General features: G+C 64.9%; 11 protein-coding genes. 4 read left to right on the top strand and 7 right to left on the bottom strand.

Annotation, left to right across the window (positions count from 1 at the left end; all coding sequences use genetic code 11):
- Positions 1-119 precede the first annotated feature (119 nt).
- The 4 genes from RLN94_RS06650 (at position 120) to RLN94_RS06635 (ending at position 4,710) form a co-directional block, all read left to right on the top strand.
- Entirely contained in the window at positions 120-1,067 is a 948-nt protein-coding gene (locus tag RLN94_RS06650; RefSeq protein ID WP_350168712.1) for an ABC transporter permease, read from the top strand.
- Positions 1,064-2,929 (top strand): dipeptide/oligopeptide/nickel ABC transporter permease/ATP-binding protein, encoded by a 1,866-nt coding sequence (locus RLN94_RS06645; protein ID WP_350129102.1) that lies wholly within the window; start codon positions 1,064-1,066, stop codon positions 2,927-2,929. The genes RLN94_RS06650 and RLN94_RS06645 overlap by 4 nt, the downstream gene beginning before the upstream one ends.
- A gap of 82 nt (positions 2,930-3,011) precedes the next feature.
- The gene (locus RLN94_RS06640; protein WP_350129105.1) at positions 3,012-3,977 is read left to right on the top strand and encodes an ABC transporter ATP-binding protein; all 966 of its coding nucleotides are present in this window, start codon (positions 3,012-3,014) and stop codon (positions 3,975-3,977) included.
- Positions 3,937-4,710 carry a FadR/GntR family transcriptional regulator gene (locus RLN94_RS06635; RefSeq protein ID WP_350129108.1) on the top strand — a complete coding sequence of 258 codons (774 nt, stop codon included), beginning with the start codon at positions 3,937-3,939 and terminating at the stop codon, positions 4,708-4,710. Before RLN94_RS06640 ends, RLN94_RS06635 begins: the two co-directional genes overlap by 41 nt.
- A gap of 46 nt (positions 4,711-4,756) precedes the next feature.
- Here RLN94_RS06635 and glpK read toward each other — a convergent pair whose 3' ends face one another.
- The 7 genes from glpK to RLN94_RS06600 form a co-directional block, all read right to left on the bottom strand.
- Complete coding sequence (gene glpK, locus RLN94_RS06630; RefSeq protein WP_350129111.1) at positions 4,757-6,244, bottom strand: glycerol kinase GlpK; 1,488 nt, start codon at positions 6,242-6,244, stop codon at positions 4,757-4,759.
- A gap of 88 nt (positions 6,245-6,332) precedes the next feature.
- A complete protein-coding gene (locus tag RLN94_RS06625) occupies positions 6,333-8,060 on the bottom strand; it encodes an ABC transporter substrate-binding protein (protein WP_350129114.1) in 1,728 nt (575 codons plus the stop codon).
- Positions 8,061-8,139: 79 nt separating this feature from the next.
- On the bottom strand, positions 8,140-8,412 hold the full coding sequence (locus RLN94_RS06620) for a DUF2160 domain-containing protein (RefSeq protein ID WP_350129117.1): 273 nt from the start codon (positions 8,410-8,412) through the stop codon (positions 8,140-8,142).
- Positions 8,413-8,424: 12 nt separating this feature from the next.
- Positions 8,425-9,288 (bottom strand): carbohydrate ABC transporter permease, encoded by an 864-nt coding sequence (locus RLN94_RS06615; protein ID WP_350129120.1) that lies wholly within the window; start codon positions 9,286-9,288, stop codon positions 8,425-8,427.
- Positions 9,289-9,291: 3 nt separating this feature from the next.
- Complete coding sequence (locus RLN94_RS06610) at positions 9,292-10,167, bottom strand: carbohydrate ABC transporter permease (protein WP_350129123.1); 876 nt, start codon at positions 10,165-10,167, stop codon at positions 9,292-9,294.
- On the bottom strand, positions 10,167-11,258 hold the full coding sequence (locus RLN94_RS06605) for an ABC transporter ATP-binding protein (RefSeq protein WP_350129126.1): 1,092 nt from the start codon (positions 11,256-11,258) through the stop codon (positions 10,167-10,169). Before RLN94_RS06605 ends, RLN94_RS06610 begins: the two co-directional genes overlap by 1 nt.
- A 12-nt stretch (positions 11,259-11,270) precedes the next feature.
- A complete protein-coding gene (locus RLN94_RS06600; RefSeq protein ID WP_350129129.1) occupies positions 11,271-12,359 on the bottom strand; it encodes an ABC transporter ATP-binding protein in 1,089 nt (362 codons plus the stop codon).
- Between the last annotated feature and the right edge of the window lie 6 nt (positions 12,360-12,365).

Here is a 12,365-nt window from a genome sequence, read left to right as displayed (position 1 = left end):
TTTGGCTGGGCCCCCGCGCCCCCGGCGGCCCCCCCCGGCGGGGGGCCAGCCCCCCGCGTTGAAATCCGGGGATTTCAACGCTCCCCCCGGAATATTTCCGGCAAGATGAAGGGTCGAAGATGGGCAGCTACATCCTCAAGCGACTTGTGTCGGCCATCCCGGTCCTGCTGGGCATCACGGTCATCGTCTTCCTGATCATGTCGCTCATTCCCGGCGATCCGGCCACCGCGATCCTCGGCTCCTACGCCACGCCCGAGAATGTCGAGAAGATCAACCGCGACCTCGGCCTCGACAAGCCGATGGTGCAGCGATACGTCATCTGGCTCGGCAACATGCTGCAGGGCGATTTCGGTCGCTCCTTCTCGCTCAATCGCCCCGTCCTCGACGAGGTGCTCGAACGCTTCAACGCCACGCTTGTCCTCGCCGGGACCAGCTTCGTGCTCTGCTCGATCCTCGGCATCCTCGCCGGCGTCGTCTCGGCGGCCCGGCAATACGGCTTCGCCGACAAGGCCATCACCTTCACCGTGCTGATCGGCATCTCGGTGCCGTCCTTCTTCCTCGGCATGATGATGATCCTCCTCTTCGCGGTGAACCTCAAATGGCTGCCGGTCTCGGGCATGTACGCCATCTATGGCGGCGGCGACCTGCCCGACCTCATCCGCCACCTGATCATGCCCGCGCTGGCCCTCTCCGCCGTCGCCACCGGCGTCATCGCCCGCCTCTCCCGCTCGGCCATGCTGGAAGTGCTGCGGCAGGATTTCATCCGCACCGCCCGCGCCAAGGGCGTGCCCGAGCGCCGCGTCATCATGGGCCACGCCCTGCGCGCCGCCATGGTCTCGATCATCCCCGTCCTCGGCATCCAGGCGGGCTTCGTCCTCTCGGGCGCGGTCTATATCGAGATCGTCTTCCAGTGGCCCGGCGTCGGCCGGATGCTGGTCGACGCGATCCTCACCCGTGACCTGCTGCTGGTGCAGGGCGGCGTCGTCTTCGTCGCCGCCTGCTACGTGCTCTTCAACATCGCGGTCGATGTCGCGCAAAGCCTTCTCGACCCGAGGATCAAGACATGACGGCCTTCCTCAAGCTGCTCTTCCGCAACCGGCTGGCGGCAATGGGCGCGGTCGTGCTGGCTTTCATCGTGGTGCTGGTGATCCTCACACCCATACTGCCGCTGCAGAACCCCGACATCACCGCCACCGCCGACCGCTTCAAGCGGCCCTTCACCGATGGCCACCTGCTGGGCACCGACCATCTCGGCCGCGACCTGCTCAGCCGCCTGCTCTGGGGCACCCGGCTTTCCCTCGCCGTGGGCGTGGCGACCGCCGTGCTCGCCGCCTTCTTCGGCTCGGCCATCGGCATCACCGCCGGCTATTTCGGCGGCAAGGTCGACAACATCTTCATGCGCGGCGTCGACATGCTGATGGCCTTTCCCTACATCCTGCTGGCGCTCGCCATCGTCGCGGCCCTCGGCCCCGGCCTGATGAACGCGCTCATCGCCGTGGCCGCCGTCAACGTGCCCTTCTTCGCCCGGAACATCCGCGGCATCACCGTGGGCCTTGCCGGGCGCGAATTCATCGACGCGGCGCGCCTGGCCGGCATGGGCCACACCCGCATCATCCTGACCGAGCTTCTGCCCAATGTCCTGCCGGTCATCATCATCGCCATGTCCACCACCGTCGGCTGGATGATCCTCGAAACGGCGGGCCTTTCCTTCCTCGGTCTCGGCTCCCAGCCGCCGCAGGCCGATCTCGGCTCGATGCTGGGCGAGGCCCGCTCGGCCCTCATCTCCCATCCGCACACCTCCGTCGTGCCGGGGATCATGATCTTCCTGATCGTCATGTCCATCAACCTCCTCGGCGACGGGGTGCGCGACGCGCTCGACCCGCGCCTGCGCTCGGGCGCCCTGTCGCGCCCGCTGCCCACCACGCTGGTCGACCGCAAGGGCGATACCCCGCAGCCGACCGACGACCTCCTCGCCATCCAGGAGGTGGAAACCCAGTTCCACGTGGGCAAGCGCATCTACAAGGCCGTCGGCGGCGTCTCCCTCGCCGTGAAACCGGGCGAATGCCTGGGCGTCATCGGCGAGTCCGGCTCGGGCAAGTCGGTCACGGCACTGTCGGTCATGGGTCTGGTCGCCTCTCCTCCCGGGGTGATCACGGGCGGCGCGGTGCGCTTCCAGGGCGAAGACCTTGTCGGTGCGCCCTACGAAAAGCTGCGGCAGAAACGCGGCGACCGCGTCGCCTACATCTTCCAGGATCCGCTTTCCACGCTCCACCCGCTCTACAAGGTGGGCCATCAACTGGCCGAGGCGATCCGCTCGCACCACCGCATCTCGAAGGCCGAGGCCCGCACCCGCGCCATCCAGCTTCTGAACGACGTGCGCATCCCCAACGCCGAAAGCCGCGTTGACAACTACCCGCACGAAATGTCGGGCGGCATGCGCCAGCGCGTCGGCATCGCCATGGCGCTCGCCAACGAGCCCGACGTGATCATCGCCGACGAGCCCACGACCGCCCTCGACGTCACCGTGCAGGCCCAGATCCTGTCGCTCCTCGACGACCTGCGCCGGGAACGCGGGCTGGCGATCATCTTCATCACCCACGATTTCGGCGTGGTGGCCCAGCTCTGCGACCGGATGGCGGTGATGTATGCCGGCCGCATCGTCGAGGAGGGGCCGACCGGCAGCGTGCTCTCGCACCCGCTCCACCCCTACACCCGCCGCCTGATCGCCTGCGTGCCGGAACTGGGCGAAGGCCGGCGCGAACTGGCCGCCATCCCCGGCCTGCCGCCGGTGGTCGACGACCTGCCGCCCGGCTGCGCCTTCGCGCCCCGCTGCGACAAGGCGCAGGAAAGCTGTCGACAGGGCGACATCGCCCTCGACCGCTCCGGCGCCCGCGCGGTGCGCTGCCTCTACCCCGAGGAGGCGCTATGACGGTACATCGCACCGACGTAATACCGACAAAATACCGACGTTATACCGACGTTGGAATTGACCCCTTGCCGGAGGGCCTCGCATGACCGCCCTGAAAGTCGAAAACCTCGCCAAGACCTTCCCGCTGAAAGGCTCGCTCTTCCGCCCCGCCCGCGACGGCGTCCGCGCCGTGAGGCCGATGAGCTTCTCGGTCGAACCCGGCGAAACCCTTGGAGTCGTTGGCGAATCCGGCTGCGGCAAATCCACCCTCGCGCGAATGCTGGTCGGTCTGCTGGAGCCCTCCGAGGGTCATATCGAGATCGAGGGCAAGGCCCTCGACAACGCCGACCCGGCCCAATTCGGCAAATTGATCCAGTATGTCTTCCAGGATCCCAACAGCAGCCTCAACCCCCGCAAATCCATCAAGCAGATCATGGAGGCACCCCTTAAGCGCCTGTATAATATGCCAAAATCGGAACGCGAAAATCGCATCCGCGAGATTTTCGCCTCCGTCAACCTCCGCGAAGAGTTCCTCGACCGCTACCCCCACGAATTCTCCGGCGGCCAGGCCCAACGCATCGGCATCGCCCGCGCCCTCGCCGCCAATCCCCGCATCATCATCCTCGACGAACCGGTCTCGGCCCTCGACGTCTCGGTGCAGGCGCAGGTGCTGAATTTGCTGGCCCGGCTGAAGGAAGAATTCGGCCTCACCTACCTCTTCATCACCCACGACCTTGCCGTGGTAGAGGCGGTCAGTGACAGGATCATCGTGCTCTATTTCGGCGCGGTGGTCGAGGTGGGCAAGGCGGAAAAAATCTTTGCAAACCCCCGTCATCCCTATACAAAATTGCTGGCCGACAGCGCCCCCGTCGTCGGCCGCGCCCTCACCGCGCCCGAGCAGAAAGGCACCGAACTGCCCGACCCGCTCGACCCGCCGCCGGGCTGCGCCTTCGCCGGTCGCTGCCCCCGCGCAACCGACCTGTGCCGGGCCGAGGAGCCGGAATTGAGACCTATGGGAAAGGACCAACTTGCCGCCTGCCACCACCCCATCGAGGCGCAGCCGGGCTGAACCGAAGCTCAGCCGCCCCGTTCAGGTCGCCGAGGCGATCAAGGACTGGGTCGTCGACCAGGGGCTTCAGGCCGGCGACCGACTGCCCGCCGAGGCCGAGCTGATCGAACGCTTCGGCATGGCCAAGGGCACCATCCGCGAAGCCATGCGGATTCTCGAGGCGCAAGGCCTGATCAAGACCCGCACCGGCCCCGGCGGCGGCAGCTTCATCCACGAGGTCAGCCGCCAGCGCGCCAAGGCGCTTCTCGGAAACTACTTTTATTTCAAGGACCTGACCATCGGCGACATCTACCAGCTTCGCCTCGCGCTGGAGCCGGAGCTTTCCGCCTCGCTGGCCGGAAAGCTTGACGAGGACGTGCTGCAACAGCTCGAATCCCACCTCGCCAACTATGCCGAACCGGCCGCCACGCTGGAAGAGGAACGCAAGCAGCACGTGGCCTCCCTCCGCTTCCACGCCATGCTGGCGGAACAGGCCGGGAACCCGCTGCTGGGCTTCGTGATCGACTTCATGGTCAACCTGCTGACCGACCTGACGGTCTATCGCCAGCTTTATTCCCCGCCCAACCGCGAACTCTGGAAACAGGGCCGTGACCACCAGATCGAGCTGGTTCAGGCGCTCCGTGCCGGCGACGCGGATAAGGCCCGCGCGATCATGACCGACCACATGCAAACGGCATGGACCCTGATGCGCGGACAGGAAGTCGAGATGCGGAACCGGTTCATTTCCGAATAGGAGAGGATTGCGCTAACTGCAGGTAATCAATGAAAAATCCAGAGCCTCACACCGTCATCGTCGCCGCGACTGCACGCTTCCAACTTTCGTACTTGGCATTGCGCGTCTCCGCCTCCATGCGCGGCTCGAACCGCCGGTCCAGCGCCCACTCACGGGCGAACCCTTCCTGATCGGGGTAGATCCCGGCCTTCATCCCGGCCAGCCACGCCGCCCCCAGCGCCGTCGTTTCCAGCACCTTCGGCCGATCCACCGGCGCATCCAGGATGTCTGCCAGAAACTGCATCGCCCAATCCGACGCGCTCATCCCGCCATCCACGCGCAGAACCTCGCCCGCACGGTCCTCCGTCCAGTCGGCGGCCATCGCCTCCAGCAGGTCGCGGGTCTGGTACCCCACGCTTTCCAGCGCCGCACGTGCGAACTCCGCCGGGCCGGAATTGCGGGACAGCCCGTAAATCGCCCCCCGGCAATCGGCCTTCCAGTACGGCGCGCCCAGCCCGGTAAAAGCCGGAACAAGAACGACATTCTGCCCCTCATCGGCGCGTTCCGCCAGCGGCTGCGTCTCCGACGCCTCGCGGATGATCTTCAGCCCGTCCCGCAGCCACTGCACCACCGCGCCCGCGATGAAGATCGAGCCTTCCAGCGCATAGGTGGGCTTGCCGTCCAACTGATAGGCAATGGTCGTCAGAAGCCGGTTTTTCGAGGTCACCGGCTCGTCCCCGGTATTCATCAAGGCGAAACACCCGGTGCCGTAGGTCGATTTGAGCATGCCCGGCGAAAAGCACGCCTGCCCCACCGTCGCCGCCTGCTGATCGCCGGCAACGCCAAGGATCGGGATCTCGCGGCCGAACAGGTCAGCCCGGGTCTTGCCGAAGTCATCCGCGCTGTCCCTGACCTCGGGCAGCATGTCCGCCGGGATGTCGAGCAGGTCGCAGATCGACTGGCTCCACCGGCCCTTGCGAATGTCATAGAGCAGCGTCCGCGCGGCGTTGGTGGCGTCGGTCGCATGAACCTCGCCTCCCGTCAGCTTCCAGATCAGGTAGCAATCAACCGTGCCGAAAAGCAGCTCGCCCTTCTCGGCCCGCGCCCTAGCGCCGTCGACATTGTCGAGGATCCAGGCCAATTTCGTGCCTGAAAAATAGGGGTCGAGCAGAAGCCCCGTCCGCGCGGAAATCATCTCTTCGTGGCCCGCCTCGCGGAGCCTTTCGCAGGTGTCGGCGGTGCGGCGGTCCTGCCAGACGACGGCGCGGTGCACCGGCTCGCCCGTCTCGCGGTCCCAGACCAGCGTCGTTTCGCGCTGGTTGGTGATGCCGATGGCGGCAATGTCGGCGGTGCGGATGCCCGCCCGCTCGATCACCTCGCGGCAGGTGCCGGCGGTCGTCGCCCACAGGTCGGCCGGGTCATGCTCGACCCAGCCGGAGGCGGGGAAATGCTGTTCGAATTCCTCCTGCGCGGTGGCGCGGATGCGCATCTCGCGGTCGAAAAGGATCGCGCGGCTGGAGGTCGTGCCCTGGTCGATGGCAAGTATATGGGTCATGGCGTTCTGTCGCGTTCGTGAATTCTGAAGGTAGCGGATGAATCGCCAAGGGGAAAGCGCCGGGGCCCTAAGGCCCCGGCTGCCCGGCTCATTCCTGCCAGGACTTGATCAGTTCGTCATAGGAGACCGTCTGCGGCTCTTCTTCCTCGTTCTCGAGGGCCGCTTTCGGTGCGCCCGGCTGGCTGAGCCAGTGCTCGGGGTCCATCTCCTCGTTCATCTTCGGACCTAGGTCACCCTGCACGCCGGCGCGTTCCAGACGTTCCAGCACACGCTCCTGATCGGCGCAGAGGCTGTCGAGCGCTTCCTTGGGCGTTTTCGCCCCCGACATCGCGTCGCCAATATTCTGCCACCAGAGCTGTGCCAGCTTGGGATAATCCGGCACGTTGGTGCCCGTGGGCGACCAGCGCACGCGGGCCGGCGAACGATAGAACTCCACAAGACCGCCCAGCTTGGGCGCGCGGTCGGTGAAGCTCTGGTCGTTGATGGTCGACTCGCGGATGAAGGTCAGGCCGACGTGGCTTTTCTTCACGTCCACCGTCTTGGAGGTGACGAACTGGGCGTAGAGCCATGCCGCCTTGGCACGATCGACGGGCGTCGATTTCATCAGCGTCCACGAGCCCGCATCCTGGTAGCCGACCTTCATGCCCTCTTCCCAGTAGGCGCCGTGCGGCGAGGGGGCCATGCGCCATTTCGGCGTTCCGTCCTCGTTGAGCACGGCCTCGGCCCCGTCACCCACCATGGCGGCGGTGAAGGCGGTGTACCAGAACATCTGCTGGGCAATCGCGCCCTGCGCCGGCACCGGCCCCGCTTCGGAGAAGGTCATCCCGGCCGCTGCGGGCGGCGAGTATTTCTCCAGCCATTCGATGGCCTTGGTCACGGCATAGACGGCGGCCGGGCTGTTGGTGGCCCCGCCCCGCGCGACGCACGAGCCGACGGGCTGGCTGTTCTCGTTCACCCGGATGCCCCATTCGTCGACCGGCAGGCCGTTGGGTTCGCCCTTGTCGCCCATGCCGGCCATCGACATCCACGCGTCGGTGTAGCGCCAGCCGAGCGAGGGGTCTTTCTTGCCATAGTCCATGTTGCCATAGACTTCCTCGTCCACGCCCATATGGCTGAGGTCGCGGCCGGTGAAGAACTCGGCGATGTCCTCGTAGGCTGTCCAGTTGACCGGAACGCCAAGGTCGTAGCCGTACTCTTCCTTGAAATCCGCCTGGTTCTTCTCGTCCTGGAACCAGTCGTAGCGGAACCAGTAGAGGTTGGCGAATTGCTGGTCGGGAAGCTGGTAGAGCTTGCCGTCCGGGCCGGTGGTGAAGGACGTGCCGATGAAATCGTCGATGTCGAGGTTGGGGTTGGTCACGTCCGCCCCTTCGCCCGCCATCCAGTCGGTCAGGTTGCGGGCCTGTTGATAGCGCCAGTGGGTGCCGATCAGGTCGCTGTCGTTGATGTAGGCATCGTAGATGTTCTGGCCCGACTGCATCTGCGTCTGCAGCTTCTCGACCACGTCGCCCTCGCCGATCAGGTCGTGGGTGACGTTGATCCCGGTGATCGCGGTGAAGGCCGGGGCGAGCACCTTGGATTCGTATTCATGGGTGGCGATGGTTTCCGAGACCACCTTGATATCCATGCCCTTGAATGGCTCGGCGGCGTCGATGAACCATTGCATCTCTTCTTCCTGTGCCGCCCGGTCGAGCGAGGAGAGGCCGTCGATCTCGGAATCGAGAAATTCGTTGGCCTCCTCCATGCCGGCGATGGCCGCCCCGCCCGTCAGGCAGAGCGCCGTGGCCAGCGCGGTGGTCGTTCGTAAGGTCAAGTTCATGTGATCCTCCCATTTTTCGAACTTGGTCGTCGTGAAGCGGTCCGCGTATCCTCTGCGCGGGGCCGCCGGTTTCGCTCAGCTACACCCAGCGGAAGACCGCGGCGGCATAGGCAAGGCAAACGATGAGCGCGTAGGGCTGGTTGGTGCCAACGAGGCCCAGCCACGCGATGTTGATGAAGGCCGACCCGAGCAGCGTGATGAACAGCCGGTCGCCGCGGGTCGTCTCGATCCGGAGCACGCCGCGCTTGGGCGTTTCCGGATAGCGCGCCGCGAGGATCGTGAAGATCACCAGCAGCAGCCCGATGATCCCGAAGAAGGCGGCGGTCGGCCATGTCCATGCCATCCAGCTCATGCGATGTCTCCCCTATACCCGGCCGAGGGCAAAGCCCTTGGCGATGTAATTGCGGACGAAATAGATCACCAAGGCCCCCGGCAGGATCGTCAGAACCCCGGCGGCGGCCAGCACGCCCCAATCAAGGCCGCTGGCGCTGACCGTGCGGGTCATCGTGGCGGCGATGGGCTTGGCCGCGACACTGGTCAGCGTGCGCGACAACAGCAGTTCCACCCACGAGAACATGAAGCAGAAGAACGCCGCCACCCCGATGCCCGAGGCAATGAGCGGCATGAAAATCTTCACGAAGAAGCGCGGGAAGGAATAGCCGTCGATATAGGCGGTCTCGTCGATCTCCTTGGGCACGCCGCGCATGAAGCCTTCCAGAATCCAGACCGCCAGCGGCACGTTGAAGAGGCAATGCGCCAGCGCCACGGCGATATGCGTGTCGAACAGGCCGACACTGGAATAGAGCTGGAAGAACGGCAGCGCGAACACGGCTGGCGGCGCCATCCGGTTGGTCAGCAGCCAGAAGAACAGGTGCTTGTCGCCGATGAACTGGTAGCGGGAGAAGGCATAGGCGGCGGGCAGCGCCACGGTGACCGAGATCACCGTGTTCATCACCACGTAGATCATCGAGTTGACGTAACCCATGTACCACGACGCGTCGGTCAGGATGGTCACGTAGTTCTCGAGCGTGATGTTCCGCGGCCAGAGCGTGAAGGAGCCGAGGATCTCGGCATTTGTCTTCAGGCTCATGTTCACCAGCCAGTAGATCGGCAGCAGCAAGAAGAGCAGGTAAAGCACCATCACCACGGCCGACCCGTTCACGCGGGCGCCGCTGCGGGCGCGGGCCTTGCCGGGGGCTTGCGGGGCGTTGGCGGTTGCGTCGGCCATGGCTCAGCTCCCTTCCTTGTCGAGATTGGTCATGACCGTGTAGAACACCCAGCTGATCAGCAGGATCACGAGGAAGTACATGATCGAGAAGGCAGCGGCGGGGCCGAGGTCGAACTGGCCAAGCGCCATTTTCACGAGGTCGATGGACAGGAACGTGGTGGCGTTGCCCGGCCCACCGCCGGTGACCACGAAGGGCTCGGTGTAGATCTTGAAGCTGTCCATGAAGCGCAGCAGGATCGCGATTGTCAGAACCCCGCGCATCTTCGGCAGCTCGATATAGCGGAACACCTTCCAGCGGCTTGCCTGGTCGATCTTGGCGGCCTGGTAATAGGCGTCGGGGATCGAAACCAGCCCGGCATAGGCCAAGAGCGCCACCAGCGATGTCCAGTGCCAGACATCCATGATGATCACCGTGGCCCAGGCATCGAAGATGTCCTGCGTGTAGTTGTAGTTGAACCCGAGCTGGTCGAGCGTATGGCCCAGCAACCCGATATCGACACGGCCGAAGATCTGCCAGATCGTGCCCACGACGTTCCACGGGATCAGCAGCGGAAGCGACATCAGCACAAGGCAGACGGAGACCCAAACGCCTTTCCGGGGCATGTTGAGCGCTACGAAGATGCCCAGTGGCACCTCGATGGCAAGGATGATGGCCGAGAAGACAAGCTGGCGCTGGAGGGCATCCCACATCCGGTCGCTTTCAAGCAGTTCCCGGAACCACATCAGCTTGTCGTCGAGCGGGAAGAATTCGCCGGCGAAGGTGTCCTGCACGGCGTAGTTGACCACGGTCATCAGCGGGATGATGGCCGAGAAGGCCACCAGCACCAGCACCGGCAGAACGAAGAGCCATCCCTTCTGGTTGACGGTCTTTTCCTGCATCACGCGGCCCTTCCCTGGCTGTCTTGTGGTGCGACGCGCCAGTCGTCGGCGTAGACGTTGACGCCGCCCGGCTCGAACGCGATGCGGGTCATGTCCGGCCCGATCTCGGCGCTTTCTCCGGCGATGATGTTGATCTCGGTGCCGAAGCACTCGGCCCGCACGATCTTGTGGCGGCCCACATCCTCGACCCGTCGGATCTTGACGGGCAGCCCGCCGCTGTCGGACAGGCGCACGTATTCCGGCCGGACGCCAAGCGCCACCTGCCCCGCGGGCGTGCCGTAAGCGTAGGCAAGCTCGATCTCGGTGCCGTTGACGTAGGCCCGGTTGCCCTCGACCTTTGCCGGCAGCACGTTCATGCCCGGCGAGCCGATGAAATAGCCCACGAAGGTGTGCTCGGGCGTCTCGAACAGTTCCTGCGGCGTGCCGATCTGGATCACCCGTCCGTCATGCATCACCACCACCTTGTCGGCGAAGGTCAGCGCCTCGGTCTGGTCGTGGGTGACGTAGATCATCGTGTGCCCGAACTGCTGATGCAGTTGCTTGAGCTGGGTGCGCAGCTCCCACTTCATGTGGGGGTCGATCACGGTCAGCGGCTCGTCGAAGAGGAGCGCGTTGACGTCCTCCCGCACCATGCCGCGGCCGAGGCTGATCTTCTGCTTGGCATCCGCGGTCAGGCCCTGGGCCTTGCGGTCGAGTGTCTCCTCCATGCCGATCATCCGCGCAATTTCCTGCACGCGCGAGGCCACGTAACTGGCTTCGGCGCCACGGTTTTTCAGCGGGAAGGCGAGGTTCTCGCGCACCGTCATGGTGTCGTAGACCACGGGGAACTGGAATACTTGGGCGATGTTGCGTTCGGCCGTCGGCGCCTGGGTCACGTCCTTGTCGTCGAAAAGGATACGGCCCTGGCTCGGCTCCAGCAGACCCGAGATGATGTTGAGCAGGGTGGACTTGCCGCAGCCCGACGCGCCGAGCAGCGCATAGGCCTCGCCATCGTTCCAGTCGTGGTTCAACTCCTTCAGGGCATAGTCATCCGCCCCCCCCGGGTTGGGCAGGTAGGAGTGGGCGAGATTGTCGAGCGTGATCTTTGCCATGTCTCTCTCCTCTCACGCGGCCTGGGCATAGGCGGCGGGGGCGACGAGCTCTCCGCCCTCGCTGAAAACGTAAACGTGCCGCGGCTCGAGATAGACCTTCAGCCCCTCGCCCAGCGTGATGTCGTGCACCCCGTGGATCAGCCCGACCCAGCGCTCGCCATGATGGTCGAGATGGATGAAGGTTTCCGAGCCGGTGATCTCGGTCACTTCCAGTCGCGTCGAGAATTCGAGCGCGTCGCTGGCCTCGGTGCTGATATCAAGGTGATTGGGGCGGAAGCCGGCGATGTAACGGCCGTCCTTGAGCTGCGCCAGCTTGCCGGTCGCACTGGCCGACTGGCCGCCACCGAACATGATCCGGTTGCCGGTTTTCGATATCTGCAGGAAGTTCATCGGCGGGTCCGAGAAGACGCGCGCCGTTTCCATGTCGACGGGCCGGCGGTAGACCTCTGGCGTGGGCCCGAACTGGGTGACACGGCCTTCCCAAAGCGTTGCGGTATTGCCGCCGAGCAGCAGCGCCTCCTCCGGTTCGGTCGTGGCGTAGACGAAGATCGAGCCGGATTCCTCGAAGATCTTCGGGATCTCCTGCCGCAACTCCTCTCGCAGCTTGTAATCGAGGTTGGCCAGCGGTTCATCGAGCAGCACGAGGCCCGCGTTCTTGACCAGCGCCCGCGCCAGCGCACAGCGCTGTTGCTGACCGCCCGACAACTCGAGCGGCTTGCGGTCGAGAAAGGGGCCAAGCTTCATCAGGTCGGCCGTTTTGCGCACGGCTGCATCGATCTCGCTGGCCGGCAACTTCTTCAAACGCATGGGCGAGGCGATGTTCTCGTAGACGGACATCGACGGGTAGTTGATGAACTGCTGGTAGACCATGGCGACGCCACGATCCTGCACGCGCTTGCCGGTGACGTCTTCGCCATCCCACAGGATGCGCCCCGTCCACGGCGCGTCGAGTCCGGCCATCAGCCGCATCAACGACGTCTTGCCCGCCAGTGTCGGCCCCAGCAGCACATTCATCGTGCCCTTCTCGAGCGTCAGGTCGGTGGGGTGGATATGCACCTGCCCCTCGACTTGTTTCGACACGTTTTCCAGAACCAGAGTCATCGGGCG

Origin of the sequence: Roseovarius sp., from assembly GCF_040223625.1 — a bacterium.
Taxonomy (GTDB): Bacteria; Pseudomonadota; Alphaproteobacteria; order Rhodobacterales; family Rhodobacteraceae; genus Roseovarius.
Note: the sequence above shows the minus strand (reverse complement) of the source record. Positions and strands in the feature narration are given on the sequence as shown.

What these genes read in the sequence shown, in the direction of transcription:
- glpK (WP_350129111.1), bottom strand. Translation starts at nt 6,244, where the DNA reads ATGACCCATATACTTGCCATCGACCAGGGCACGACCTCCAGCCGCGCG.
- RLN94_RS06625 (WP_350129114.1), bottom strand. Translation starts at nt 8,060, where the DNA reads ATGAACTTGACCTTACGAACGACCACCGCGCTGGCCACGGCGCTCTGC.
- RLN94_RS06615 (WP_350129120.1), bottom strand. Translation starts at nt 9,288, where the DNA reads ATGGCCGACGCAACCGCCAACGCCCCGCAAGCCCCCGGCAAGGCCCGC.
- RLN94_RS06610 (WP_350129123.1), bottom strand. Translation starts at nt 10,167, where the DNA reads ATGCAGGAAAAGACCGTCAACCAGAAGGGATGGCTCTTCGTTCTGCCG.
- RLN94_RS06605 (WP_350129126.1), bottom strand. Translation starts at nt 11,258, where the DNA reads ATGGCAAAGATCACGCTCGACAATCTCGCCCACTCCTACCTGCCCAAC.
- RLN94_RS06620 (WP_350129117.1), bottom strand. Translation starts at nt 8,412, where the DNA reads ATGAGCTGGATGGCATGGACATGGCCGACCGCCGCCTTCTTCGGGATC.
- RLN94_RS06645 (WP_350129102.1), top strand. Translation starts at nt 1,064, where the DNA reads ATGACGGCCTTCCTCAAGCTGCTCTTCCGCAACCGGCTGGCGGCAATG.
- RLN94_RS06650 (WP_350168712.1), top strand. Translation starts at nt 120, where the DNA reads ATGGGCAGCTACATCCTCAAGCGACTTGTGTCGGCCATCCCGGTCCTG.
- RLN94_RS06600 (WP_350129129.1), bottom strand. Translation starts at nt 12,359, where the DNA reads ATGACTCTGGTTCTGGAAAACGTGTCGAAACAAGTCGAGGGGCAGGTG.
- RLN94_RS06640 (WP_350129105.1), top strand. Translation starts at nt 3,012, where the DNA reads ATGACCGCCCTGAAAGTCGAAAACCTCGCCAAGACCTTCCCGCTGAAA.